The organism is Cellulomonas wangleii, from assembly GCF_018388445.1.
Classification (GTDB): Bacteria; Actinomycetota; Actinomycetes; order Actinomycetales; family Cellulomonadaceae; genus Cellulomonas; species Cellulomonas wangleii.
Map to the genome: position 1 here is coordinate 3,756,524 of NZ_CP074405.1, position 24,908 is coordinate 3,781,431.

At 74.1% G+C, this 24,908-nt stretch carries 26 protein-coding genes; 9 read left to right on the plus strand and 17 right to left on the minus strand.

All coding sequences use genetic code 11. The annotated features are described in order from the left end of the window. Nucleotide 1: 1 nt before the first annotated feature. The 3 genes from KG103_RS17155 to KG103_RS17165 all read right to left on the minus strand — a co-directional run bounded on the left by KG103_RS17155 (nt 2) and on the right by KG103_RS17165 (nt 1,438). Nucleotides 2–850, minus strand: coding sequence for a hypothetical protein (locus KG103_RS17155; RefSeq protein ID WP_207339685.1), 849 nt, complete (start codon nt 848–850; stop codon nt 2–4). Beyond that, entirely contained in the window at nt 847–1,098 is a 252-nt protein-coding gene (locus tag KG103_RS17160; protein WP_207339686.1) for a hypothetical protein, read from the minus strand. Before KG103_RS17160 ends, KG103_RS17155 begins: the two co-directional genes overlap by 4 nt. A gap of 145 nt (nt 1,099–1,243) precedes the next feature. Then, nucleotides 1,244–1,438 (minus strand): hypothetical protein, encoded by a 195-nt coding sequence (locus KG103_RS17165; protein WP_207339687.1) that lies wholly within the window; start codon nt 1,436–1,438, stop codon nt 1,244–1,246. A gap of 118 nt (nt 1,439–1,556) precedes the next feature. On the opposite strand from KG103_RS17165, the gene KG103_RS17170 reads away from it, so the two are divergent. Further along, nucleotides 1,557–2,162: a hypothetical protein gene (locus tag KG103_RS17170; protein ID WP_207339688.1), complete on the plus strand. Its 606-nt coding sequence runs from the start codon at nt 1,557–1,559 to the stop codon at nt 2,160–2,162. A 272-nt stretch (nt 2,163–2,434) separates the two neighbouring features. Here KG103_RS17170 and KG103_RS17175 read toward each other — a convergent pair whose 3' ends face one another. The 6 genes from KG103_RS17175 to KG103_RS17200 all read right to left on the minus strand — a co-directional run bounded on the left by KG103_RS17175 (nt 2,435) and on the right by KG103_RS17200 (nt 8,380). Beyond that, a complete protein-coding gene (locus tag KG103_RS17175; RefSeq protein ID WP_207339689.1) occupies nt 2,435–3,226 on the minus strand; it encodes an EI24 domain-containing protein in 792 nt (263 codons plus the stop codon). Between the two features lie 96 nt (nt 3,227–3,322). Then, nucleotides 3,323–3,505 carry an antitoxin gene (locus KG103_RS17180; protein ID WP_207339690.1) on the minus strand — a complete coding sequence of 61 codons (183 nt, stop codon included), beginning with the start codon at nt 3,503–3,505 and terminating at the stop codon, nt 3,323–3,325. 147 nt (nt 3,506–3,652) lie between these two features. Then, nucleotides 3,653–4,978, minus strand: a complete 1,326-nt coding sequence (locus KG103_RS17185) for an APC family permease (RefSeq protein ID WP_207339691.1) — start codon at nt 4,976–4,978, stop codon at nt 3,653–3,655. Between the two features lie 132 nt (nt 4,979–5,110). Next, nucleotides 5,111–6,580 (minus strand): amino acid permease, encoded by a 1,470-nt coding sequence (locus KG103_RS17190; protein WP_207339692.1) that lies wholly within the window; start codon nt 6,578–6,580, stop codon nt 5,111–5,113. 130 nt (nt 6,581–6,710) lie between these two features. Beyond that, nucleotides 6,711–7,739, minus strand: coding sequence for a hypothetical protein (locus KG103_RS17195; protein WP_207339693.1), 1,029 nt, complete (start codon nt 7,737–7,739; stop codon nt 6,711–6,713). 20 nt (nt 7,740–7,759) lie between these two features. Beyond that, nucleotides 7,760–8,380, minus strand: a complete 621-nt coding sequence (locus KG103_RS17200; protein WP_207339694.1) for a hypothetical protein — start codon at nt 8,378–8,380, stop codon at nt 7,760–7,762. A 293-nt stretch (nt 8,381–8,673) separates the two neighbouring features. Between KG103_RS17200 and KG103_RS17205 the strand changes: the two genes are divergently transcribed. Continuing rightward, nucleotides 8,674–9,123, plus strand: a complete 450-nt coding sequence (locus KG103_RS17205) for a hypothetical protein (protein WP_207339695.1) — start codon at nt 8,674–8,676, stop codon at nt 9,121–9,123. Here KG103_RS17205 and KG103_RS17210 read toward each other — a convergent pair. Then, complete coding sequence (locus KG103_RS17210; protein ID WP_207339696.1) at nt 9,098–11,299, minus strand: MMPL family transporter; 2,202 nt, start codon at nt 11,297–11,299, stop codon at nt 9,098–9,100. The two genes, KG103_RS17205 and KG103_RS17210, sit on opposite strands and share 26 nt — an antisense overlap. Before the next feature lie 111 nt (nt 11,300–11,410). On the opposite strand from KG103_RS17210, the gene KG103_RS17215 reads away from it, so the two are divergent. From KG103_RS17215 to KG103_RS17225, 3 genes are all read left to right on the plus strand, one after another. Then, a complete protein-coding gene (locus KG103_RS17215; RefSeq protein ID WP_207339697.1) occupies nt 11,411–12,139 on the plus strand; it encodes a response regulator transcription factor in 729 nt (242 codons plus the stop codon). After that, nucleotides 12,136–13,257, plus strand: coding sequence for a sensor histidine kinase (locus tag KG103_RS17220; protein ID WP_207339698.1), 1,122 nt, complete (start codon nt 12,136–12,138; stop codon nt 13,255–13,257). The genes KG103_RS17215 and KG103_RS17220 overlap by 4 nt, the downstream gene beginning before the upstream one ends. 524 nt (nt 13,258–13,781) lie before the next feature. Then, a complete protein-coding gene (locus KG103_RS17225) occupies nt 13,782–15,035 on the plus strand; it encodes an arginine deiminase (protein ID WP_207339699.1) in 1,254 nt (417 codons plus the stop codon). 84 nt (nt 15,036–15,119) lie between these two features. On the opposite strand, the gene KG103_RS17230 is transcribed toward KG103_RS17225, so the two are convergent. The 7 genes from KG103_RS17230 to KG103_RS17260 all read right to left on the minus strand — a co-directional run bounded on the left by KG103_RS17230 (nt 15,120) and on the right by KG103_RS17260 (nt 22,443). Continuing rightward, a complete protein-coding gene (locus KG103_RS17230) occupies nt 15,120–16,013 on the minus strand; it encodes a hypothetical protein (protein WP_207339700.1) in 894 nt (297 codons plus the stop codon). A 64-nt stretch (nt 16,014–16,077) separates the two neighbouring features. Then, complete coding sequence (locus KG103_RS17235) at nt 16,078–16,533, minus strand: hypothetical protein (protein ID WP_213319947.1); 456 nt, start codon at nt 16,531–16,533, stop codon at nt 16,078–16,080. Then, nucleotides 16,530–18,674, minus strand: coding sequence for a hypothetical protein (locus KG103_RS17240; RefSeq protein ID WP_207339702.1), 2,145 nt, complete (start codon nt 18,672–18,674; stop codon nt 16,530–16,532). The genes KG103_RS17235 and KG103_RS17240 overlap by 4 nt, the downstream gene beginning before the upstream one ends. Then, entirely contained in the window at nt 18,671–18,976 is a 306-nt protein-coding gene (locus KG103_RS17245) for a hypothetical protein (protein WP_207339703.1), read from the minus strand. The genes KG103_RS17240 and KG103_RS17245 overlap by 4 nt, the downstream gene beginning before the upstream one ends. A gap of 361 nt (nt 18,977–19,337) precedes the next feature. Further along, the gene (locus KG103_RS17250; protein ID WP_207339704.1) at nt 19,338–19,514 is read right to left on the minus strand and encodes a hypothetical protein; all 177 of its coding nucleotides are present in this window, start codon (nt 19,512–19,514) and stop codon (nt 19,338–19,340) included. Between the two features lie 110 nt (nt 19,515–19,624). Next, the gene (locus KG103_RS17255) at nt 19,625–21,553 is read right to left on the minus strand and encodes an oxidoreductase (protein WP_249670651.1); all 1,929 of its coding nucleotides are present in this window, start codon (nt 21,551–21,553) and stop codon (nt 19,625–19,627) included. Nucleotides 21,554–21,807: 254 nt separating this feature from the next. Continuing rightward, nucleotides 21,808–22,443 carry a superoxide dismutase family protein gene (locus tag KG103_RS17260; RefSeq protein WP_207339705.1) on the minus strand — a complete coding sequence of 212 codons (636 nt, stop codon included), beginning with the start codon at nt 22,441–22,443 and terminating at the stop codon, nt 21,808–21,810. A gap of 116 nt (nt 22,444–22,559) precedes the next feature. On the opposite strand from KG103_RS17260, the gene KG103_RS17265 reads away from it, so the two are divergent. The 4 genes from KG103_RS17265 to KG103_RS17280 are packed head-to-tail and all read left to right on the plus strand — an operon-like array spanning nt 22,560 to nt 24,826. After that, entirely contained in the window at nt 22,560–23,099 is a 540-nt protein-coding gene (locus tag KG103_RS17265; RefSeq protein WP_207339706.1) for a TIGR03086 family metal-binding protein, read from the plus strand. 12 nt (nt 23,100–23,111) lie between these two features. Continuing rightward, a complete protein-coding gene (locus tag KG103_RS17270; protein ID WP_207339707.1) occupies nt 23,112–24,038 on the plus strand; it encodes an aminoglycoside phosphotransferase family protein in 927 nt (308 codons plus the stop codon). 11 nt (nt 24,039–24,049) lie between these two features. Continuing rightward, nucleotides 24,050–24,538 (plus strand): hemerythrin domain-containing protein, encoded by a 489-nt coding sequence (locus KG103_RS17275; protein WP_207339708.1) that lies wholly within the window; start codon nt 24,050–24,052, stop codon nt 24,536–24,538. A 54-nt stretch (nt 24,539–24,592) separates the two neighbouring features. After that, on the plus strand, nt 24,593–24,826 hold the full coding sequence (locus tag KG103_RS17280; RefSeq protein ID WP_207339709.1) for an HIT family protein: 234 nt from the start codon (nt 24,593–24,595) through the stop codon (nt 24,824–24,826). Nucleotides 24,827–24,908: the final 82 nt, after the last annotated feature.

Consider the following 24,908-nt stretch of genomic DNA (forward strand, 5'->3'; position numbering starts at 1 on the left):
CTCAGCCCCGCCCGTGGCCGACGGCGGCCCGCAGCTCGGCCGACGAGGGCAGCAGTCCCTGCAGCGCCTCCCAGAGCCCGCCCCCGCTGACCGGGACGAGCGAGACCCGGGCGACGCCGTCGTCCGTCCGGTCCTCGGGATGGTCCCACCGCCAGTAGCCGTCGGCACCGCAGTCCAGCACGGACAGCCAGCGCCCGGTGCCGGCGCCCTCGTCGCCCCAGCTCACGGTGACGCGCCACCAGCTGCGCAGCGTGGCGACGATCGCCAGCCAGCGCGCACGCGTCTGCGCGTCGAGGTCCGGCCACCGCTCCGTCGTCGTGGTGGCCAGGGCGACCGTGCGCGCGTCGTCCCACTCGGCGGGGCCCAGCGACGCCATCTCGAGGACGATGTCGACCAGCCCGGCGGGGGCCGACACGGCGGTGGCGCCCGCCGGGACCCGGCTGCGGTGCAGGCCCGCGAGACGACCCAGGTCCCAGACGATGGTGGGAAGCTCGGCGCGCTGGTACGTCACCGGGTCGTCCGGTCCGCTGCCCGGCCACGGCTCGCTGTACCAGACGTCCTCGCCCGCCACCGCCACGTGCGCGGCGGACGTGCCCTGCGGGCCGCTGGTCTCCACGAGCATGCGGATCAGGGGCGCCGTCATGGCGAGCACGAACTGCACCGCCATCGGGTGGACGCGGTCCTGACCGTCGAGGATCCCGGCGCTGCGCAGCTCGTCGAGCGCGCGCTGCTGGTCCGCGGTCTCGGGCGCTGCGGACCGGACGGTGAGCGCGAGCGCGTCGAGCTGGTGGGCGGTGAGCCGCAACCGTCCTCGTGCCTCGTCGAGTGCGGCGCCGGCCGCGCCGGTCACGGGACCAGCCCGGTCGGCGGCGTGTCGACCGGTGCCGTCGCGGGCCGGTGCTTCTCGACCCACGTCCGGCGAGCGCCGCGCACCCACGTGAGCCCGACGAGCATCGCCACCATCGGCCACAGGAACGTCCAGCGCTCGTCGGGGACGACGACGAAGAGCACGACGAACGCGACCAGCGCGAGCAGCAGCAGGATCGTCAGCAGCGCGAACCCCACACGTGGCAGGACGGGCGGTCGCGGACCGGGCACGGCACCTCCTGGACGGTCGACCGGCGGCGGTGCGAGACCGGCGACGACACCGGCGACGGGTGAAGGTCCCGAGACGGTCGACCGGCGCACCACAAGCTCCCGAACACGGACAAAGCGCCTTCAGGGCCCGCTGAGACTAGCAGGGTCAGGGCCCCAGGAAGGGGTCACCAGCCGTGGTCGCGCCGCTGGTCTCGATGGTCGCGGTGCCGGCCTCGGCCGCCAGGACGTCCCGCGACGCGTCGCCGCTCGTCGAAGGCTCCTCGGCCTGCTGGCCGAGCGCGGGCGCGGCCGCAGCCGCGGGCGAAGCGACGACCAGCGAGACAGCCAGAGCAGTCGACACACCCACCCCGACGAGCGGGTGAACTGCCGAGGACGCGGGCTTCCACCATCCCGGGCCGACGGGCCTCGTCGTATCGTCGGCCCCGTCCTGGCCACGCCGCACGATCCCTGGAGAGCCCGTGACCTGGCAGTCCGCGCGCGCAGCCCTGACGACGGTGGGTGTGCTCACCCTGGTCGTCCTCGCCGGGTACTGGATCGCGAGGTCCCCGGAGCCCTCGTGGTCGCTGCTCGCGCTCGTCGTCGTCGTCGGGGGCCCCGTCGGGTGGTTCTGGTGGAAGGCGCGCCGTGACGACCGCGCGCGGCGCGAGGCTGCGGCGGCACGGCCCGGGCGGCGCACGCACGCCGTGTGGGCGGACGAGCACCTGGAGTCGGCCCTCGCGGACCTCGGAGCGACGGCCGGCGGGCTGCCGGGCGGCACGCGGCTCACGCTCGCGTGGTCGCTGTCCGGCGTCGAGCTGTGGCGGGGACGCGTCGTGCTGACGACGCTGCCGTGGACGCAGGTGGCGACGATCGGCCGGACCATCGGACGTGCGGCGTCGGCGGGCAACCCCGCCGTCGCGCTCGTGACGACCGAGGCGGTGCGGCTCGTGCTGGTCCCCGCACGACGCCCCGACGGCGGCATGCTGCCGGCGCGCGTGGCGCAGGTCGACGCTCTGGCAGTCGAGCTGGAGGAGTCACGCAACACCGCCGCGGACGCCTCGCGGATACCGCCGAAGCTGGTGTGAGGCACGCCGGGCACGACCGACGATCCCGCCGGGTCCGACATCTACCAGATGCACCCGTACTGCACCGGGATCGTCGCCGTCGCTGTCTCGGCCTCGGCACACGGTCACGACCAGCGGGTCACCGTGCAGGTCGCCGCCGGACTCCGGCGACACAGGGTTCCCCGTCCGGTCGAACGTCGGGCCGTCCCCGCGGGGCCCTGGGGGTTCTCGGTCGGTCCCGACGTCTCGTCGAGCGCCTCGAGCCCGTCGTCGGCGACAGGGCTACGCGTCGATCACCCGGCGTGCGTGGACGACCCCGCGCCGGAGACCGCACCTCCCGGTGCGCCGTCCACGACACCCCCCGCCTCCAGCACCCGGTGCGCCAGCATCGTCGCCCCGGCCACGGCCGCGGGCATCGTCGCCACGGCCCCGCCCGGCACCAGGAAGCACAGCTGCGTCGCGATCCCGAACCCGATGGCCTCGCGCCGGTGGGCGCGCAGCAGCCGGTTGCGCTGGGTGCGCGACAGCCCACGGGACACCAGCGCGCGGGACGTGAGCTCGTGCGCCAGCACCCACCCGGTGAGCACGAGCCCGGTCGACCAGCCGATCAGGGTCCCGACCACGGGCACGAGCCCCAGCACACCGGCCATCAGCGCCACCAGCAGGCCACGGGCCATGAGCGCGAACCCGTCGACCGCCCCCCGCCAGAACCCCGTGTCCCCGGCGGGCACGGTGCCCGTCTCCTCACGCTCGACGGCACGCCAGATGCGGTCGTAGAACGGCTCGCCCACGGTCAGCGTCAGGGCGGTGAACGTGACGACGACCAGCACGACGGCGCCGACGAGCACCACGCCCTGCGCGGCGATCTCGGCGGCACGCTCCCAGAAGGGCGTCCACCCGTCGGCGAACGGGGTGAGCCACTGCGCCACCGTGCCCAGGTTGATCACGAGCAGGGACAGGGCGGTCAGCACCAGCACCCCGACCAGCGCGGCGGGCACCAGCCCCCACGCCATCACCGACGGCCGGAGCCGCCAGTACCCCCACCCGCGCAGCAGCAGCCGGGCACCGTCGCGCACCTCACCCATGACGTCGCAGCGTAGGGCCCGGGCCGCGTCCGTGCCCGAGGACGGGGCCCGAGGGAGCGCCCGGGCCGGGCGCTCCGCCCGGCCCGGAGGAGCCGACTACTGGTCGCCGATCTTCTCGTCCGCGGCCGACTGCGCCTTGTCGATGTGCTCGTCGTGCTTGCCGCCCGTGGCGGACGAGGCAGCGTCGGCACCCTTCTCCATGGCGGAGTCGCTCGCCTGCTCGCCCTTCTCGCCCTGCACCGCGTCGGACGCCTTGCCCTTGAGGTCGTCGATACCCATGCGAATCCCCTGCTCTGTCGCTCATCACGCAGGGCCTGCCCGTCGAGCAGGCCGCACCGAGCGGTTCCGGTGCCGTTCCATCCTCCGGCGGCCGTGCACAGCCCGCATCCCCGGCACCGTGCCCTCGCCACCGGACGGGCCGGTACGTCAGGCGTCGGCCGGCACCACCCGCGACGACCGCCGCGTGACGAGGTAGACGAGCACGCCGACCGCCAGCAGCACCCCGGCGAGCAGCCAGTGCTGCGCCTCCTGCCGGGTCAGCAGCAGCAGGCAGGACACGACCGCCAGCACGGGCAGGGCCGTCGGGGCGCGGAAGTGGTCGTGCTCGACGCGGTCGCGCCGCAGCACCAGCACGGCGACGTTCGTCGAGAGGAAGACGAACAGCAGGAGCAGCACCACGGTCGACGCGAGGTCGACCAGCTCACCCGTCACGGCCAGGACGATCGCGACGACGGTGGTCACGACGATCGCCACGCCGGGCGTCTGCCGGCGCGGCAGCACCCGGGACATCGGCGAGGGCAGCAGGCCGCGCTGCGCCATGCCGTAGCCGAGGCGGCTCGCCATGATCATCGTGAGCAGCGCGCCGTTGGCGACCGCGACGAGCGCGATGACGGCGAACAGCTCCGGCGGGACCGCCCCGGCGGTGCGGACGACCTCGAGCAGTGGGCCGGTGGACTCCGCGAGCTCGGCCGGCGCGATGACGGCCGGCGCGACGAACCCGAGCAGGAGGTAGACGACCCCGGCGGTGAGCAGGGCGCCGAACAGCGCACGGGGGTAGACGCGGGAGACGTCGCGGATCTCCTCCGCGAGGTTCGCCGAGGTCTCGAAGCCGACGAAGGAGTAGTACGCGATGAGTGCGGACCCGAGGACGGCGACCCACACCCCGGTCTCCGCCGGCGGGTCGAACGCGCCGCCGAGGTCGGCGTCCCCACGCCCGATGACCCACGCCCCGAGGACGATGACGAGGACGAGCCCGGTCGTCTCGATGATCGTCATGCCGATGTTCGCGCGCAGCGACTCCTTGATGCCCCACGCGTTGATGAGCGCGACGAGCACGAGGAAGACGATCGCAGCGGGCACCTGCGGGACGTCGAGGAACGCCGTGAGGTACTCCCCGGTGAACGCCAGAGAGAGACCCGCGGCGCTGACCATCCCGGCCGCGAGCATGCAGAACCCGACGAGGAACGCGACCAGCGGGCTGCGGTACGCCTTCTCGGCGTAGACCGCGGACCCACCGGCGTGCGGGTACTTGGTGACCAGCTCGGCGTACGAGAACGCCGTGAGCAGGGCCATCACCAGCGCGATCGTGAACGCCAGCCACACCAGGCCGCCTGCCTGGCCGGCCATCTCACCGACCAGCGCGTACACCCCGGCACCCAGCACGTCACCGAGGATGAACAGGAACAGCAGCGGGCCGGTCACCGCCCGCTTCAGCCCGGGTGCGCCCGCGGCCTTCTCCGTCTCGCTCGTCACGCGCCGATTCTGTGACAGCGGCACCCGGTCCGCGCGGTGAACGGGCGCGGGCAACGCCGGCCGCAGCCCTCGCGACAGCGCTCCGCCGCGCGGACGCGCTCCCCTGCGACCGCGCTCACCTGCGCACCCGCGCTACCCGCGTGCGTCCCGCCGCCTGCGCAGCCCCTGCGACACCACGTAGATCCCGACGACCACCGCGACCAGCCCTGCGGTCGCGGCGAGCTGCGCCCGCGCGGCGTCGTCGGTGAGCATCAGCACGACGACGCCGCCGAGCCCGGCCAGCGTCGCCCACGTCAGCCACGGGTAACCCCACATGCGCAGCGCCAGCCCGTCCGGCCCCGCCGCGGCCTCCAGCCGGGGCCGCAGCCGCAGCTGCGACACCGCGACCAGCACCCACACCACCAGCAGCGACGCCCCGGCGGCGTTGAGCAGGATGCCGAGCAGCGCGTCGGGCAGCAGCCAGTTCAGCGCGACGGCGACCAGCGCCAGCACGACCGACACCAGCACCGCCACCCACGGCACCTCGCGCCGCGACACCCGCTGCAGCACCGCCGGCCCGTCGCCGCGCCCGGCCAGGGAGAACGCCATGCGGGACGTCGCGTAGATGTTGGCGTTGAACGCCGACAGCAGCGCGAGGACGACGACGACCTCCATGACGCGCGCCGCACCGGGCAGCCCGGCGACGTCGAGGACGGCGACGAACGGCCCGTCGACCAGCTGCGGGGCGTCCCACGGCAGCACGAGCACCATGACGGCGACGGCACCGATGTAGAAGAGCATGATCCGCCACACGATCGAGCGCGTGGCGCGGGCCACGGCCCGCTGCGGGTCGCGTGCCTCGGCCGACGCGATGGTGACGATCTCGATGCCGCCGAACGCGAAGACGACGACCAGCAGCCCGGCGGCGATCCCCGCGGGACCGTTGGGGGCGAACCCGCCGTTGCCCAGCAGGTTCGCCGTCCCGACGGGCTCGGTGCCCGGCAGCAGCCCCAGCACCAGCAGCACGCCCACGACGAGGAACGCGATGATCGCGACGACCTTGACGAGCGCGAACCAGAACTCGAACTCGCCGAACTGCCGCACCCCCACGAGGTTGACCACGGCGAACACGGCGACGGCCGCGAGCGCGACGCCCCACTGCGGGACGCCGGGCAGCCACCCGGTGACGATGCGCGCGACGCCGGTGATCTCGACGCCGAGCACCATGATCAGCGTGAACCAGTAGACCCAGCCGAGGGTGAACCCGGCCCAGCGTCCCAGCGCCTTCTCGGCGTACACGGAGAAGGAGCCGCTGGACGGCACCGCCGCGGCCATCTCCGCGAGCATCCGCATGACGAGCACGACGAGCAGCCCGGCGACGGCGTACGACACGAGCACGGCCGGCCCGGCGACGGCGATCCCGACGCCGCTGCCGAGGAACAGCCCGGCACCGATCGCGGAGCCCAGGCCCATCATCGTCAGGTGCCGGGGACGCAGGGCGTGGCCCAGCACGCGCTCCCCGGTGACGGGGAGGAGGGGCGGTGGCCCGGCGGTCCCGGCGGGGCCGGTGACGGACCCCAGGTCGGTGGCGGACCCGTCGGTGCGGGGCGGTGGCGGCGTCATGCGGGTGCGGACCTTCGGTGGGCGAGCAGCGGCCGGACGGCCACCGCGACACGCTACCCGCGCGCCGAGGGCCGGCCGTCGGCCTCTCGTCCCGCAGGGCCCTCGCGCACCGGTGCGCGACGGTCCTCGGTCACCGCGTGACGACGGTCTGGATCTCGCCGACCGGGACCTCCGCGGGCACGGTCGTGGTCTGCTCGCCCAGGTCCACCGGCGTCGCGTCCAGCCACGACGTCCACGACGCCGACCACACCGTCGTCACCACCATGGTCGCGGTCGGGTGCTCCCGCCCGTGCTTGACGGGCTGGTTCGCGCTGGACCGCTCGAAGACCACCTCGCAGGTGGTCCCGGCGTCGTCGGCGTCCGGGGTCCAGGGCACCCCCAGGTCGTCGCACCGCACCGTGTCGTCGGACCCGACGATGCCCGGCGCCGTGACCTCGACCCGCTCGATGACCGCCTCGACCTGCACCCACGGCCCCGAGGGCAGCGTGGCGCGCACCGTGGCCGTGCTCGCGGCACCCTCGACCCACACCCAGGTCGCCATGTTCACCACCGTGGCACCCGAGCCCTCCACGGACGGGTTCCACCGCACCGTGCCCCGGGGCAGCTCCATCGCCTCGTACGCCGCCTCGGCCAGCACCCGCGGCTCGACCTCCGCAGCCGCAGCGGGCCGTGGCTCGTTCGCCTCGAAGAAACGCGGCGGGTGGGTGTCCAGGTAGCTCAGCAGGAACTCCCCGTCCACGCCCTCCCGGCACCACGGCCCGTACCAGCCGCCGTCCTCCGCGCCCTTGAGCGCGTGCTCCTGGTAGCCCGGCAGCGCCTGCGCGCGGTACCGGTGCGGCACCTGCGCCATCGCCTTCTGGTTCGCCTCGCCCTCCCAGAACGCCGCGTACTCCGCGCCGGTGTACCACCACCGGTACCAGCACCGCGGCACCACCTTCACCCGCCCCGCGCTCCGGTACTGCGCCCCGCCGGTGACCTGGCCGGACACGTCCAGCGACGCCCAGATCTCCTCACCGTCCAGACCGGTGTCCGTCGTCGGCGGCGGGGCGTCGAAGTCACACTCGCGGCCGCACGGCTTGCGACCCTCGGAGGGGGCGGCTGCCGCCGGTACGGCAGCCAGCAGCAGAGCCGCCGACAGGGTGACGAGGACGGCCGTCACCCGCCGCCTCGCACCTGACCTCAGCACGAGTTGCCCTCGAACGTGGCGTCCTCCGGTCGCCATGTCGCACCGTCGTCGAACGTGCTGAGCCGCGTCGTCGACCTCTCGTACTGCGGGAAGTCGATCTCCTGGAAGGACTGGGGTGCAGAACCGTCCACAGTCGTGAACAGGACGTCGGAGTAGTCGGCGCACACCGAGGCCGTCGCGCTGCCACCGTCGATCGTCACGTCGGAGATCGTGATGTGCAGGGTCCCATCGAACCCGAACCCGTCCTCGCTGTTGCGCTGGACGCCGTACTCGACCTTCCGCACGAGCTCAGGAGAGGCGAACTGCACCAGTGCCGGGCTCGTGCCACCGGTCGTCTTCGAGCGCCAGTACTCCACCTCGAAGATCGCGACCGCGTCGTGCGCCGACGCCGCCGGCCCGGTCAGGTCCGGGGTGTCGACGAACACGATCCCCAGCTCGGCGTCGGACAGGTCGGTGGCCGTGCCCTCCGTGGACGTCGGCGACGGCGTCGGGGACGCCGTGGCGACCGGGGTGGGTGACGCCGTCAGCCCCGCCGGCTCCGCCTTCTGCGCGCTGCAGCCCGCCAGGACCACGACGCACACCGCGACGGCCAGCAACCCGCGAACCCGCACCACGCACCTCCCTCGCCGCACGCACTGTGCGAGTCGGCCGCGCGAAGCGTACCGAAACGGACAACACCGGCAGCGGCCGGTGAGCGACTTCTCACCCGTGGGCGCGCCAGGGTCCCGCGAACGGCGGATCAGGACACGACGGCCGCCTGCGTAACCTCGGCACCGGTGCGGGGACGTCGCCGTCTCCCGGGGCAGGGGAGGTCCAGGGAGTCGTGATGACGATCAGGACGCAGGAGAGGGTCGGCGGGCTCGTCGGGGCTGGGCTCCGGCCGGTGTCGGAACGTCCGCGACAACTGGTGAGCGGCACGCGCCGCGCCCAGGGGTGGAGGGCGGTCACGGGCCTCGTGCTCGTGGCGGCGCCGGTGACGGCCTGCTCGGCGGGCGAGCGGATCGAGCACACCGTCGTCGGCACCGTCGTCGGCAGCGAGCCGTGGGAGACGACGGTGACCCTCGACCCGGAGAAGGTCACAGCGGGCTGGTCGGAGGCCGGCGGTGCGCCCGTCCCGCTGCCGCCCGGTGAGGTCGCGGTGCTGCTCTCCCCCGGCGGTGCGGTGCGGGCCCCGACGGTGTCGGCGGTGCGGGCGGAGGCTGACGGCTGGGTGCTCGACGTCACCGGCGAGCGGCTCGCCCCGGGGTGCGACGGCCCGGCGATGGTCCGGTCCGTGACGTTCCTGCTGCACGTGCGCGCCGATGCACCGCCGGAGCGGGCGCGCGTGGAGGTCACCGAGCATGAGGTGGGCTGCTGACGCGTTCCGCGACGGGTCCGGACGTGGTGGCCGTGGCCCGCGGCGCGAGCGGCGAGGGCTCGACGCGCAGCACCCGTGCCGCCCACACCGGCAGCCACCAGTTCCAGCGCCCCATCATCACGACGGTCGCGGGCACGAGCACCGACCGGACGACGGTCGCGTCGAGCAGGATCCCCAGGGCGATGCCGGACGCGAAGATCGCGACGTCGAGCTCGCCGCCGGACGCCATCGACGCGAAGGAGAAGAACAGGATGAGAGCCGCGTAGGTGACGAGCCTGCCGGTGCGGGCGACGCCGCGGACGACGGCCGCGCGGGTGTCACCGGTGCGGTCGTACTCCTCGCGGACGCGGGACAGGATGAACACCTCGTAGTCCATCGTCAGACCGAACAGGAACGCGAAGAGCGTGACGGGCACGAAGGTGCCGATCGCCCCGTCCGGCTGGATGCCGAGCACTGCCTGCGTGCCCCAGCCCCACTGCCAGACCAGCACCATCGCACCCAGCACGGCCGCGAAGGACATGAGGTTCATGACGATCGCCTTCAACGGCAGCAGCAGCGACCGGAACGCCCGCGCCAGCATGACGTAGCTGACGAGCGCGACGAGGACGAGCATCCACACGAACGTGCCGTACGTGATCTGCACGTAGCCGATCTGCTGGGTCGCGTTGCCTCCCACCATGGCACCTGGGGGCACCTGCGCGACGACGGCGTCGATCGTGGCCCGCCCGCCCGCGGTGGCGCTCTCCTCGACCGGCAGCACCGTGAGGACGGCGGAGCCGTCGGTGCGCCATGCGTCGGCGTCGGGCGCTGCGACCCCGTGGACGCCGGGCAGCGCGCGCACGTCGTCGGCGAGCGCGTCGGGGTCGGTACCGGGCGGCACGTACACGTCGAACGACGCGACGACCCCCGACGGCAGGCCGGCGTCCCGGAGCGTGTCCAGGCCGTCGCGTCCTGGGCCGGACGCCGCGAGGTCGTCCGACGCGGGCACGTCGAGGTTGAGGTTCACGGCCACGGCACCGAGCGCCAGCATCACCGCGGTCGCGGCGGCGGCCGCGGGCCAGCGCAGCCGGACGACGCCTTCGGCCCAGCGTGTCCACTGCCGGCTGCCGTCACGGTCGAGGCGGCTGGGCCGCACCGACGCCCCGTGCGTGCGACGTCCGACCCACGACAGCACGAGGGGCAGCATCGTGATGGACACGAGCGCGGACGTGGCGGTCACGATGGTGCCGCCGATGCCCAGGCTGCGCAGGAGCGGCACGGGCAGCACGATCATCGTGAGCAGTCCGATGGCCACGGCACCGGAGGAGAACGCCACGGCGTGGCCGGCGGTCCGCATCGCAGCGTGCACGGCCTCGTCGCCGACGGTCCCGCGCGCACGCTCCTCGCGCCACCGGGCCACGACGAGCAGGGCGTAGTCGATCGCGATCCCGATGCCGAGCAGCGGCAGCATGATGACGGTCGTCTCGTGGACGGTGACGAACGGGCTGACCGCGAGCAGGCCGATGTACGAGATCGGGACCGCGACGAACGCGGTGAGCAACGGCACCAGCGCCAGCAGCGACCGGAACGCCCACGCCAGCACCACGAGCGCGGCGAGCACGGTGATCGCGAGCTTCACGGGCACGTTCAGACCACCGGCGTCGGCACCCGTCGCGAGCGGGTCGAGGCCCGTGACCTGCAGCGTCGCACCGGCCGGCAGGGCGGGCGTCATGGCGTCGACGATCCGGTCCGTGAGCTGCCCGCCCTCGCCGAGCGCGCTGCCGGGCAGTCCGCCCTGCTCCACGGGCCCGCCGAGCACCAGGCCGAACGTCGTGCGCCCGTCGTCGCCGACGAACACGGGGTCGCCCGTGTCGGCCCAGGAGACGACGCGGGCCTCGACGGCGGCACCGGCGGCGGCGAACGCGTCACCGAGGGCGTCGCGCACGCCGGGGTCGTCGACCTGCGCGCCGTCGGCCAGCGTGACGACCGGGACGAAGGGACGCTCGTAGCCACCCGTGCCGTAGGTGTCCACGATCTGCTGGTTGGCCTCGTACGCGGGCAGCCCCGGGTACTGGTTGGCCTCCGTCATGTTCGGGATCAGCAGCGCGATGGCACCCCCGCTGGCCACGAACAGCAGCACGAGGACCGTGCGCACCGCGCGCCGGTGACCCAGGACGTATCTCGAGAAGCGCTCCATGGCCCCAGGGCACCAGGGCGGTCTTCCGTGGCCGTGCGGGACTTCTGGGGAAAGTCTGAGAACCTCGGCCGACGGTCGCGCCCGGGGGACGGACCGGGGCAGACTGCCCAGGTGGTCACCGTCGCGCCCCGTGTCCTCGTCGTCGACGACGAGACGTTCCTCGCGGACTTCGTGGCCACCGCGCTGCGTTACGAGGGCTTCGTCACCCGGACGGCGGGCACCAGCGCGCAGGCGGTGGGGTGCGTGCGGACGTTCGACCCCGACCTCGTCGTGCTCGACGTCATGCTGCCCGACCGCTCGGGCCTCGAGACGTGCCGTGAGCTGCGCCGGCTCGGCGTCGACGCGCCCGTCGTCTTCCTCACCGCACGCGACACGCAGGACGACCGCATCGCCGGGCTCACGGTGGGCGCCGACGACTACGTGGTCAAGCCGTTCAGCCTCGACGAGCTCGTGCTGCGGGTGCGGGCGGTGCTGCGCCGCACGGGCGTCCAGACGCCCGAGGACGACGGCGACGTGCTGCGGTTCGCCGATCTGGAGGTCGACGTCGCGGCCCACGCGGCCCGCCGTCAGGGCGAGCTCATCGACCTGACGCCGACGGAGTTCAAGCTGTTGCGCTACCTCGCGGCGAACGCCGGGCGCGTGCTGTCCAAGCGGCAGATCCTCGACCACGTGTGGGAGTACGACTTCAACGGGAACGACGGCGTCGTGCAGACGTACGTGTCGTACCTGCGCCGCAAGGTGGACGCGTACTCCCCGGCGCTGATCCACACGATCCCGCGCGTGGGCTACGTCATGCGCACGCAGACGGGGTTCCCCCGACGTCGGGAACGCGCCCGGTGAGGTCGCTGCGGGCGCGGCTCACGGTGCTGGTGACCAGCCTGCTCGCCGTCGGCCTGCTGGCGGCGCTCGGCGGCACGCTCGCTGCCGTGAACGACTGGGGCGGCGACGCCGGGTCGCTGCCCCAGATGCAGCAGCGGGTCCGGGCGGCGGCGTTCACGTCGGCGGGCGTGGCCCTGGTCGCCGGCGCCCTGCTCTCGTGGCACGGGGTGCGGCGCGCGCTGCGGCCCCTGGACGACATCGCCCGCACGGCCGAGGAGATCGGCGACGAGCGCACCGACCGCAGGGTCGGTGTCCCCGACCAGCCCGCGGAGGTCGCGCGGTTGGCCGCGTCGCTGGACGCGATGATCGACCGGCTCGACCAGGCCCTGGACGCGCGCGCCCGCTCCGAGCAGCGCGTCCGGGACTTCGTCGCCGACGTGGCGCACGAGCTGCGCACCCCCGTCACGACGATCCGCGGGTACGCCGAGCTGTTCCGCCGCGGCGCCCGCGACGACCCGGCCGAGCTCGCGCGCGTCCTGGAGCGCATCGAGTCCGAGGCGGTCCGCACGGGCGACCTCGTCGACGACATGGTGCTGCTCGCGCGGCTCGACCAGCACCGCCGGCTCGAGCGCGACCACGTCGACCTGACGCTGCTGGCGCACGACGCCGTCCTCGACGCGCGCGCCGCCGACCCGGACCGGAAGGTCGTCGTCGACGAGACCGGGCCGGTGGTCGTCGTCGGCGACGAGCCGGCCCTGCGCCAGGTGCTGGCGAACCTGCTGACGAACGTCACGGCGCACACCCCGCCCGGCACGTGCGCGTCGGTGCGGGTGCGCGCTGCCGACGGGTGGGCGCACCTCGAGGTCGCCGACGACGGGCCAGGGCTGACGGCCGAGCAGCGCGCGCTCGTGTTCGAGCGCTTCTACCGTGCCGACCCGGGACGCTCCCGGGCCGACGGCGGCTCGGGCCTGGGTCTGGCGATCGTCGCGGCGATCGCGCACGCGCACGGCGGTGCCGTCGCGGCCGACACGCCCGGCGGGGGTGGGCGCGGGACCGTGATGACGGTGACGCTGCCCGGACCGGGGACCGGCCCTCACCTGCACCGACCACCTGTTCCGTCCGGAACGTCCGACCTCTAGTGTGACGAGGGTCGAGCTGCGTCCCGACGTGGGGGCGCGGGCCTGGGGGGCGCGGTGAGCGGACCGGTGGGGGAACCCGCCCGAGCACCCACGCCCACCGATGCCCAGGTCTCCCGCGACGCCCCGGCGACGATGAGCGTGCCGACCCTGGCCGCCATGGTCGTCGGCAGCATGGTCGGCGCCGGGGTGTTCTCGCTGCCGCCCGGTTCGGGGTCGCCACGGCGTCGACCCGCGGACGCAGCGCCGGCACGCGGTCGTCGCGGGCGCCGCCACCGGGTACACGCTGTTCCTGTTCGTGGCGGCGGGCCCGGAGTTCCTGCTGCTGTCGACGCTGGTCCTCGCGCCGCTGACCCTGCTCTCCGTGAAGCCCGCAGCGAGCACGGCCGACGCCTGTCCACCCTGACCGAGGCGGTGCTGTGCGGGGTGGTCGTGCTCGGCGCCGTCATCGCGGTGCTCGGCCTGGGCACGGGCCGGATCGAGCTGTGACCGTGCCGCGCGCCACGCCACCCGACGGAAGGACGAGCATGACCGCGAACGTCTCGGCAGGTTACGGCGTCCACTCGGAGGTCGGACGCCTCCGCAAGGTCATGGTGTGCCGCCCCGGGCTCGCGCACCGCAGGCTGACCCCCACCAACAGCGACGAGCTGCTGTTCGACGACGTCCTGTGGGTGGAGAACGCGCAGCGGGACCACGCCGACTTCGTGGACAAGCTGACGACTCGCGGCGTCGAGGTGGCCGAGCTGCACGACGTGCTCGCGCAGACCCTGCAGGTGCCGGGCGCGCGCGACTGGCTGCTGGACCGCAAGATCGTCCCCGACCGCGTCGGGCTGGGGCTCGTCGACGCCACGCGTGCCTACCTGGAGTCCCTGTCGGCCGCGCGGCTCGCGGAGCTGCTGATCGGCGGCCTCGCGACGATCGACCTGCCTGCCGAGCACCGCCCGCCGGCGATCGGCCTGGCCCGCGAGTCCACCGGCGCGCGCGAGTACCTGATGCCGCCGCTGCCCAACACCCTCTACACCCGCGACACCACCTGCTGGCTGTACGGCGGGCTCACGCTCAACCCGCTGTACTTCCCAGCGCGGCGCGACGAGACCCTCATCTACCAGGCGATCTACCGGCACCACCCGCACTACGTGGGCTCGACCGTCTGGTGGGGCGACCCGGGCAGGGACTGGGGGCAGGCGACGTTCGAGGGCGGCGACATCATGCCCGTCGGCGACGGGGTCGTCCTCATGGGCATGAGCGAGCGGACGTCACGGCAGGCGATCACGCAGGTCGCGGCCGCGCTGTTCGCGCAGGGTGCCGCCACCCGCGTGGTGGTGGCCGGCATGCCGAAGCTGCGCGCGGCCATGCACCTCGACACCGTCTTCACCTTCGTCGACCGGGACGTCGTCACGCTCTACCCGACGATCATGGACGCGGTGCACACGTTCACGCTGCTGCCGTCCGACCGGGCACCCGGGTTCGACGTCGTCGACGAGGGCTCGGCCGCGTTCACCGACGTCGTGGCGCGCGCCATGGGTCTGGACCGTCTGCGGACCATCGACACCGGCGGCGACGTGTACGAGTCCGAGCGGCAGCAGTGGGACTCCGGCAACAACGCCCTCGCGCTCGAGCCGGGTGTGGTGTTCACCTACGACCGCAACACGCTGACCAACACGCTGCTGGAGCGGGCGGGCATCGAGGTCGTCACGATCGTCGGCGCCGAGCTGGGCCGCGGCCGCGGCGGCGGGCACTGCATGACGTGCCCGATCATCCGGGACCCGGTCACCTGGTGACTCTCGAACCACCGTGCCCGTCGACGCGCGACGGGACACCTCATCGTGAGACGGGTCGCGCTCCTGGATCACCAGGGGTCGTCGTCACCGTGAGGCCCAGCCCGCCGGGACGAGCTGGGAGGTGACGACGTCGGTGAGGGCCCCGGGTGCGACGGTGGCCTCGTACAGCGCGGCCTCGACCTTGTCCATGCGCAGCCCTTCGGCGAGGTCGGCGTCGTGCGTGGTCGCGCACACGCGGACCAGGGGTCGCCCACGGTCCGTGAACTCGTCGACCACGCGGACGTCCAGCCCGTTCCACCGCGCCTCGACGTACAGCTCGAACAGCTCCTCGACGTCGCCGCGCGGGACGTCCCGACGGAAGCGTCCCGCGGCCGTGCGCTCGAAGCCGTCGAGCGGCTCAGCGGCGGCGAGGACGACGCGGTCGCCCAGCACGTCGGCGGGATGCACGTTCCCGTTCCACCGGGCCAGGGGGCCGACGTGCAACGGCAGGAGCCCGAACGCGACCGCGCGGTCCTCGGTCACCCACCCGTGCGCGACGTCCACGTACGTGGCGAGCAGCACGCTGGAGCCGTCGGCGCCGACGCGCACCAGCTGCGCACCCGCCGGTACCCGCGAGTGCACGAACCAGTAGAGCGGGACGACGTGGTCGGGAACGCCCACGAAGCCCGTGCCCGTGAACGGCGGGCGGTCGAGGAACGGGCCGCCCGTCCGCTCGCGCGTGCGACGGTCCGGGCCACCGACGGCGTCCTCGAACCGGAGCTGAGCCGTGGCGTCGAACCTCAGCACGTCGACGTGCGGGCTGTCCGGCCCGTAGGGCGATCCCGGGTACGCCAGGCCGTGCGCCCGGACCAGGTCGGCGGCGGTGCTCGCCCACGTCACGGTCTGCGCGGGGACCGCGAATCCCCCCGTGCGCTCGTACCCCGCGGCGAGGTACACGTCGCTCAGCTGCGGCGTCACCGCCTTCTGCATCAGCGTCACGCGACGCACACCTCCAGGTCGTCGTCATGCCTGTGCGACGGCGGATCCGCCGCACCACCGTTCCTCAGGAGACCCGCCTGCCCGGCAGGGCGACGTCCCGGCGCACGCTGCGCACGTCGGTCAGCTGGTCGCCAGGGATCGCCCCCTGGGACATACGGTCGTACCGCCGGTAGTTGAGGTACGGCGGCTCACCCGCCGGCTCCTCGTACCTGCCGAACGGGGACTGCTCCTGGATCCGCGTCATGTGCGTCACCAGAGCCCGACCGGTCTCCTCGTCCCAGTCGTCGACCTGCACGACCCACCCACCTGGCGCCCGCGCCCACACCTCGATCTCGTAGGCCTCGTCAAGGTCCGTTCCGGCGACACGGGCAAACCACATGCCGCGGTCATCCCATTCGAAACCGTCCGGTCGCGGTGCCGACCCGGGGGCGAAGAGCCCGGCCGTCACACCCTCTCGACGCGGCGTGATGCTCGCTCGGTAGGTGACACCCCGATAGACCGCGAACTGGCCGACCTTCATGGCCTCTCCTCGAGTTGAACCCAGTGTCGGGCCTCCCGGTCGAACCGAGCGACGAGCTCCTCGGTTCCATCCGGCCGGGTCACCCACATCTCCGTCCCGTCAGGCAGACCGTGACGGTCCGCATACTCCCACTCCGGCGTGTAGTCCGGGCCGTCCCCCGACCACCCGTTCCCGCGGTAGGGATCGTCCCAGCCGACAGCCCACTCCAGGTCCCTCATCTCCTCCGGCCCGAGCCCTCGCTCGACCGCCAGGGCCTGCCATGCCGCGGCCCGCGCATCCGCGTCCGGTAGCGACGCGATCTGCTCGAAGCGCGATGCCGAGATCCGGTCCGTGGCCGGCAGGTACTGCGCCTGGTCGACGAGGTCGAGCGGCCCGTTCGGGATGCCTGGGGCGACCATGGAGCCCTCGACCCGGATGTCGCCCGCCTGGTACCGGACGGTGAACATCGACTCGTCGGGCGCGAAGTCGCTCTGCTCGTAGTTGAGCCCGAGCTTGCGGTACAGCGCAGCCGTGCCCATGCCCGAGACATCGGCGGCCCGCGAGACGTACCCGCCGACGCTCGTGAGCGGGTACTCCGACGCGTTGCCCGCTGCGACCTTCTGCTCCACCCGGAGCACGGTGACGTCGTCGGCGACCTGACCGAACCGCACCGGTCCGAGGGCGTTGGCGACCTGGTCCGGCGGCACGACCTTCTGGATCGCGTCGTCCGGCCGGATCGTCGGCATCGCCCGGCGGATCGCCAGCACCTCGCGCAGCGTGGCGGCCGAGAGCTGGTGCACCGGCCGCGCGACCAGCGACGTGAACTGCGCCCGCGTCCAGCCGCGGTCCCGCAGCTCGACGTCCAGCGCGTCGTCCCACCGCGCCTGGTCGGCCACCTCCGCCGCGCCGAATCGGATCTCGTGCACCGCACCGCTCGGGTCGACCGCCTTGCGGACCGCTCGAGCCGGATCCAGGTCACGCGCTGCCGACGGACCGAGGTCCGTCTCGGACGGGGCGCCGTCGGCGGCGCCCGCCGGGGTTCCGCCCGGCCGATCAGCGCCGGCACCGTGCGGCGTCACCTCGGGAGCCGACGCCCGCGGGCGGAAGAACCGTTCCAGCGCGTCGTCGATGCGCCCGGTCCACGACGCCGGCAGACGCGTCCACGTCTTCTGCACGATCTTGCCCAGCGCACCTGCCCCGACCAGCGACGTCACGGCGAATGCGAGCTCGACCGAACCCCGCTGCACGAGCTCCTGCCCGTCGATGCTGCCCTCGCCCCAGTCCGCAGCCACGTCCAGGAGGTCCCCGACCGCGACGAGGGTGAACCCGACGCCCAGGACCTTGAGCCCGGCGGTGAGCCCGGCGACGGCTCCTGCGCCACCGACCGGTACCGCCCCGACCCCGAAGCCGAAGACCGCGCCGATCGCGGCCCCGCCCATCGCGCCGATGACCGTCAGCCCGACGGTGAGCACGGCACCGATACCGACGACCACCCACCCGACGACGCGGCACACGTCGGCCAGCACCCGGAGCATCGCCACGTGCCGGCCGATGAGCTCACGTACTCCGGCCAGGTTCTCGTCGACCCACGTACCCAGGTCGGCCGTGGTCGACTGCCACCACTCGCCGATCGACGCACCCGCCTCGCCAACCGCGTCCCCCGCCTCGACCGCTCGCTGCGCGAGCCAGTCCACGCCCTGGTCGACCGCGTCGCTCACGCCATCCCACGTGCCGGCGAGCCAGTCCCCGATCCCGCGGGACTCGACCGTGGCGTGCGCGTCAGCCTGCTGAGCCTCGACGGGGGCGGGCATCCACGACAGCATCGTCGTCCCGTCATCGAGCGCCGAGCTGGTGAACGGGTCGACCACCGGGGACGGGTGCGGGGTGTCGACCACAGGGAACGGAGCGCCGAGCGCACCGCCGTACCAGGTGTCGGCCAGGGCACGCGCCCGGCCGAGGTGGGTGTCGACGACCGGCAGCACGTTCTCGTCGAGCCGGTGGGCCACGTCGACCGCGTCGTCCAGCCCTCGGGTCGGCACGCCGAGCGCGAGCATCCGCGAGCGCAGCGGTGCGACACGGTCGAGCACGGCCTGACTCGTCGTCGCCACGTCCGCCCGGACGCACGCCATGGCCTCCGGGCACACCTCGACCAGTCGGCTCATCGCGCGTCCAGGTCGTCCCTGGCGCTCGCGCGCGCGCCGCTCAGGGTGCGCTCCGCGTGAGCCAGCTCGTCCCGTACCGCCTGCAGGGCAGCGTCCAGGGCTCTCGGCAGCCGCTGGGCCGCGGGGGCCAGCTCGTCGCGGTGAAGCCGGTCGGCCGCGGATCCCGTCCATGACCCCGGCGCGCCGACGGCACCGGCCGGACGCGCGAGGCCCGGTACGCCCTCGCAGGCCGCACTCAGGTCATGCAGGAGCCAGCGCAGCTCGTCGACCCTGCCCTGCGCACGGGCCACCGGATCGACCACCGCACCTCCCGACCAAAACCACCCAACCCGGACACGGACAGTACCGGTTCATGGCCCCTCGCAGACCTCGTCGTCCACAGGTTCATCCCGGTGGCCGACACGCCTCGGTGGCCCACGGCGATGGCGCCCGCCGGGGCGCATGCATTCCTGGTCCGAGCTGCCCGTCGACCTGTGCCGCTCGCTGCGCTGCAGCCCGACGTGTGAGGGCTGGCGCACAACCTCTCCACGTACGACGCGGCCTACGTCGCGCTCGCCACCCACCTGGACGCACCGCTGCTCACGGGCGCCCGCCGCATCGCCGCCGCTCCGGGCGTGACCTGCGAGGTCGTCACCGTCTGAGCGGCGCTCGTGCCCGGCGGCGTCAGGGGGTCGGGTCGCCGCCCGTCGGGTCGGACGGGTACAGCCGGCGCGTGCCGGTGTCCTGCGTGTCGCCGATCTCCGGCTGGGTGTCCGGGCCGGTGGCGCCGGGCAGCGGCTGGTTCTCCGGGTCCTGCGTCTCGGGGCGCTGGGACGCGGGGTGGACGGTGTCCTCGCTCATGGCACCACCCTGACCCGGGCACCCACGGCCCGCCACCGGTGACGACGGAGCCGCCCGCCGCCCACCCCTCACGGGCGGACGACGGGCGGCTCGCGTCGGGACCGGACGGGTCAGACCTCCGCGCCGGCGAGGTAGCCGGCGTTGATCGCCTCGCCGACCTTGGCGGGCGTCACGCAGTCACCGACGGTCCGCACGGTGCGCCCGGCGGCGGTGAGCTGGTCGGCCAGCGTCGTCTCCGGCAGCACGCCGAACGCGGTGACGACCGTGTCGGCGGCCACCCGGACGTCCTCACTGTCGGCGGTGCGCAGCTGCACCCCCTCCGCGTCGACCGCGACGACCGTGTGGCCCGTGAGCAGCCGGACGCCGGCGGTGGCCAGGTCGCGCAGCAGCGTCATGCGGTTGATGAGGATGAGGTCGCGCGCGATCTCGTCCGTCGCCTCGACGACCGTCACGTCGCGCCCGCCCTGGGCGAGCTCGAGCGCGAGGTCCGCACCCGACAGGCCGCCGCCCGCGACGACGACGCGCTGCCCCAGCGGCGCCCCCTCGTGGGCGTCGATCACGCCGACGACGGTCGGGCCGTCGATGCCGGGGATGGACGCCGGGACGAGCGGGCGCGAGCCCGTCGCCAGGATGATCTCGTCGGCGTCGGCGAGCTCCGGGGAGTCCGCCGTGATCTCGTGACCGAGGTGCACGGTGACGGGCAGGCGGGCGATCTGCCGCTCCCACCAGCCGATCATCGCGTGCAGCTCCTTCTTGAAGTCGGGAGTCGCCGCGGGCCGCAGCACCCCGCCGAGGCGGGTGTCCCGCTCGTACAGGTCGACGCGGTGGCCGCGCTCGCCGGCGACCCGGGCGGCCTCCAGCCCGGCGGGCCCGCCCCCGACGACGACCACGTGCCGGGGCGTCCCGACGGGCGTCAGGACGCGCTCGCGCTCGAACCCGACCTGGGCGTTCACGGCGCAGCCCAGGGGCAGCGCGAAGAACGCGTTGCCGACGCACATGGCGTTGCAGCGGATGCACGGACGGATGTCCTCGCGGCGTCCCTCGGCGAGCTTCGCGCACCACTCCGGGTCGGCGATCAGGCCGCGGCCCACTCCGGCGACGTCGGCGTCGCCCGCGGCGAGCACCTTCTCGGCGGTGTCGGGGTCGAGGTTGCCGCAGGCCACGACGGGGATGTCGACGACCTCCTTGAGCGCCTTCGCGGCCGGGACCATGCAGCCGTCGCCCAGGTAGTACGGCGGGAAGACGTAGTCCATCGCCTCGTACGAGCCGTCGTCGGCGAGGATGAAGTCGAGGCCCGCGGCCGCCAGGATCACGGCGACCTGCTGCGACTCGGCGGGCGTGCGACCGCCGGGGAACCGGTGGTCCACCGACAGCCGGAAGCTCACCGGCAGGCCCGGCGCGGCGGCCTTGACCGCCTGGATGATCTCGACCGCGAACCGGCAGCGGTTCTCGACCGAGCCGCCGTAGGAGTCGGTGCGGCGGTTCCACGCGGGCGTGAGGAACTGGTCGATGAGGTACCCGGTGTGCCCGTGGATGTCGATCGCGTCGATGCCGGCATCGGCGGCGCGCGCGGCGGCCTCGCCGAACCGGCGCACGATCGTCGCGATCTCGTCGACCTCCAGCGGGCGGCACAGCACGTCAGGGTTCGCGTAGTGCGGGTTGTCCGACGCGGAGATGGGCGCGCGCTCCGGGTCGACGTTGTTGATGTTGCGACCCAGGCCGGCGGTGAGCTGCAGCGAGACGCGCCCGCCGACGCCGTGGATCGACTCCGCGAGCGCGGTCAGCCCGGGTACGGAGTCGTCGGTGTCGACGCGGCACAGACCGGGGTTGATCTGCTCGTAGTCCTGCGACACGGCGGCGATGCCGGTCATGACCAGGCCGACGCCACCGGCGGCGCGGGCCGTGTAGTACGCGATCTCGCGCTCCGTGAACAGACCCTCGTGCGTGCCCATCTCGGTGCCCATGGGGAGCATCACGACGTGGTTGGGCAGCCGCAGCGAACCGAGGGTCACGGGTGCGAGGAGGTGGGGGTAGGGCACGGGGACGTCCTTGTCGCTTGACGGCAGGTGCCGGGGCTGCCGGCCGCCCGATCGTCTGCCTGCGGGAACGCGCGCCCGCGGGACCCACGTCCCGAGGCCGACATCCGGGCCCCGCTGCGCCCCACGCGTGCCCCGAACGGGTGACCGGCGACGGGGTGCCGACGTGCCCACGGCAACGCCGGGCACGTCGGCACCCTCACGGTCCGGCGGCGGCCGGGCGGCGGACGGTCGTCGGCGCTGCCGGTGTGCGTCGGTCAGCCTCCGCTGATCACGCCGCACGCGATCCGGTCGCCCGCGTCCCCCGTCGTGAGCGTGTCCTCGTCCGGCCCCTCGGGCGCGTACCGCTCGGGGACGTGCGCGGTGTTGTCGCGGCCGGCGTGGATCATGACGGCCGTGCCGTCCTCGTCCTGCAGGTCGGCCATGGTCACCGCGTCGGTGCGGACCGTCAGGCGCGCGGCGCCGGTGGAGTCGACGAGCAGCGACGGCAGGTCACCGGCGTGCTCGCCGTGGTCACCCGCGTCGGCGCCCAGGTGACCACCCGCGGACAGGAAGTCGCCCGTCTTCGCCGGGTCGTTCGGGTCCGGGCTGTCGACCTCGCACTCCCCGACCGTGTGCAGGTGGAACCCGTGGAACCCGGGCTCCAGGCCGCTCACCGCGACCTCGATCTCCACACCGCCGTCCTCCTCCTCGAGCCACACCGTGCCGACCTGGGCGTTGCCGGCGTCGAACACGGTCACCTCGACCTCGTCGTCGTCCTGCGTGCTCGCCGGCGTCGTGGCGTCCGTCTGGTTGCTGACCGGGGCGTCCTCGTCCTCGCCGGCCGCGCTGCACGCGGTCAGTGCCGCGGCCGCGGCGACGGCGACGACGGTCGTCCGGAGCGTTCCTCGCATCGTCTCCCCCTCCATCGGTGCTCGGTGGGTCGTCCACGCTACGAAAAGCCCCGCGAGCCCGCGCGGTGACCGCCCGATTCGACCCGGTGTCGGTGGGTCGGCCTACGTTCGTCCCCATGGAGACGACCTCGCCCACCTTTCTCACGCTGGTCCAGCCGTTCACCGGCGTGGTCGACCGGCTCCCCGCCGACGCCTGGGACGCGCCGTCGCCGTGCGAGGGCTGGACCGCGCGCGACGTGCTGCGCCACGTCGTCGGGTCGCAGCGGGACTTCCTCGCCGGGCACGGTGTCGACCTGCCGGACGTCGACCTCGACGCCGACCCGGCCCGCGGGTGGCCCGCGCACGCCGCGGCGCTGCAGGACGCGCTCGCCGACCCGGCCGTCGTGGGGCGCGAGTACGACGGGTGGGCCGGCCGGACGACCGTCGGCGCGACCCTGCAGGGGTTCCACGCGCTCGACCTCGTCGTGCACCGCTGGGACGTGGCGACCGCGGCCGGGCTCGACGAGCGGCTGAACGACGACGAGCTGACCTTCGTGGAGGAGCGGGCCGACGCGCTCGGTGAGGCGCTGTACTCCGACGGCGTGTGCCGCGCGGGTGTCGAGCCGTCCGCCGACGCGGACCGTCAGGCGCGTGTGCTGGCGCGGCTGGGTCGCTGACACGCCACGGCCGTGACCGCTCCGCCCGACGAGGTCCCCCTGACGCCCGCCGTCGTCCGCGCCCTGCTGGCCGAGCAGCACCCCGACCTGGCGGACCTGCCGCTGGGCCGCCGGTACGCGGGCTGGGACATGGCGATGTACCGGCTGGGTGACGACCTCGCGGTCCGGCTGCCGCGGCACGCCGCCTCGGTGGGGTCGATGGAGTCGGAGCTGCGGTGGGTGGCGCGGCTGTCGGCCGGGTGGACGTTCCCGACGCAGCGCGTCGTGCGGGCCGGGACGCCCGGCGCGGCCTACCCGTGGCCGTGGGCCGTGGTCGCGTGGCTGCCGGGGGTGACCGCGGCGGAGGTGCCGCTCACCGCCGACGCGGGGCCCGACCTGGGGCGCGCGCTCGCGCAGGTGCACGTCCCCGCGCCGCCCGACGCGCCGTCCAACGACGAGCAGTCGATCCCGCTCGCCGACCGCACCGACGGCGTCGTGCGAGCACTGGCGCGCGTCGAGCAGACGGCCCGCGCCCGCGGGCTGCGCCTCGACCGCGAGCGCGCCGAGCGCCTGTGGGCCGACGCGCTGGCCGCCCCGGTGGACCTGCCGACGTCCTGGATCCACGCGGACCTGCACCCGTTCAACCTGCTCAGCGTCGACGGGCGGTTCGGCGGGGTCCTCGACTGGGCCGACGTGTCGGGCGGTGACCCGGCCACGGACCTCGGGTTCCTGTGGCTGGCGCTGCCGGCTGCCGGGGTGACGGCCGCGCTGGACGCGTACGGCGGGGTGTCGGACGCGACCGCGGCCCGCGCGCGCGGCACCGGTCTGGCGATGGCCGCGGGGTGGGTCGGCCACGAGGACGGCTCACCCCAGGAGATCGGGTGGCGGGCGCTGGTCGAGCTGGGCGTGGTCGTGCCGGTCGGCCGCTGGCTCTCGACGCACGCGCACCGACCCGGCTAGCGTCCGGGTCGATGCCGCCCCTCGACCCGTCCCGGCTCGTCGCCTGGGACCGTGAGCTGCGTGCCGTCCACGCCCGCCTCCGTGACGCCCTGCAGGTCGCGCGCGAGGCGGTGGACGACGGCACCGGCGCCGCGGTGCCGTCGCGCGACCTCCTGCTGTTCTGCACCGGCTTCTGCGCCGCCCTCGACGGGCACCACCGAGGTGAGGACGGCGTCGTCTTCCCTGCCCTGCTCGACGCGGCACCCGGGCTGCGGGACGTCCTCGACCACCTGGTGCGGGACCACGCGGTGCTGTCGCACCTGCTGGGTGAGCTGCAGCGCGCGGTCGAGGTGGGCCACGCCGCGGGCAGCCACGACACGGTCGCGCTGCACCGGCACCTCGACGGCATCGAGGCCGTCATGGAGACGCACTTCCGGTACGAGGAGAAGCGCCTGCTGCCGGCGCTGGCGGACCTCGTGCTCGACACGACGCCCCGTGCCGCGCTCGGCCCGCTGGCCTGACCACGCTCACCGATTGTCCTGGCGCGTGCGGGGCCGTACTGCCACGCTCGGCGCATGACGACAGAGGGCTGCGTCTTCTGCCACATCGTCGAGAGTGGCGACGCCTCGTTCGTGCACGAGTCCGCGACGGTGATCGCCCTCATGGACATCGACCCGGTGACCCCCGGCCACGTCCTGGTGCTGCCACGGGCGCACCTGCCCGCTCTCGCGGACCTCGACGACGACGTCGCCGCCGAGCTCGACGCCCACGCGTCGACGATCCGCGCACTTCTCGACCAGCCGTCCTGACGGGCTCCGCACCCCGGTCGCCAACCCGCCGAGGCGGGCCCCACGCGTGCCCCCGTCCGCACCCTGGTCGGTCACCACCCGG

Bases quoted from the DNA above. Each gene is read 5' to 3' on its own strand.
- KG103_RS17235 (WP_213319947.1), bottom strand. From the start codon at position 16,533: ATGAAGGTCGGCCAGTTCGCGGTCTATCGGGGTGTCACCTACCGAGCG.
- KG103_RS17240 (WP_207339702.1), bottom strand. From the start codon at position 18,674: ATGAGCCGACTGGTCGAGGTGTGCCCGGAGGCCATGGCGTGCGTCCGG.
- KG103_RS17210 (WP_207339696.1), bottom strand. From the start codon at position 11,299: ATGGAGCGCTTCTCGAGATACGTCCTGGGTCACCGGCGCGCGGTGCGC.
- KG103_RS17265 (WP_207339706.1), top strand. From the start codon at position 22,560: ATGGAGACGACCTCGCCCACCTTTCTCACGCTGGTCCAGCCGTTCACC.
- KG103_RS17225 (WP_207339699.1), top strand. From the start codon at position 13,782: ATGACCGCGAACGTCTCGGCAGGTTACGGCGTCCACTCGGAGGTCGGA.
- KG103_RS17190 (WP_207339692.1), bottom strand. From the start codon at position 6,580: ATGACGCCGCCACCGCCCCGCACCGACGGGTCCGCCACCGACCTGGGG.
- KG103_RS17260 (WP_207339705.1), bottom strand. From the start codon at position 22,443: ATGCGAGGAACGCTCCGGACGACCGTCGTCGCCGTCGCCGCGGCCGCG.
- KG103_RS17275 (WP_207339708.1), top strand. From the start codon at position 24,050: ATGCCGCCCCTCGACCCGTCCCGGCTCGTCGCCTGGGACCGTGAGCTG.
- KG103_RS17280 (WP_207339709.1), top strand. From the start codon at position 24,593: ATGACGACAGAGGGCTGCGTCTTCTGCCACATCGTCGAGAGTGGCGAC.
- KG103_RS17250 (WP_207339704.1), bottom strand. From the start codon at position 19,514: ATGAGCGAGGACACCGTCCACCCCGCGTCCCAGCGCCCCGAGACGCAG.
- KG103_RS17175 (WP_207339689.1), bottom strand. From the start codon at position 3,226: ATGGGTGAGGTGCGCGACGGTGCCCGGCTGCTGCTGCGCGGGTGGGGG.
- KG103_RS17180 (WP_207339690.1), bottom strand. From the start codon at position 3,505: ATGGGTATCGACGACCTCAAGGGCAAGGCGTCCGACGCGGTGCAGGGC.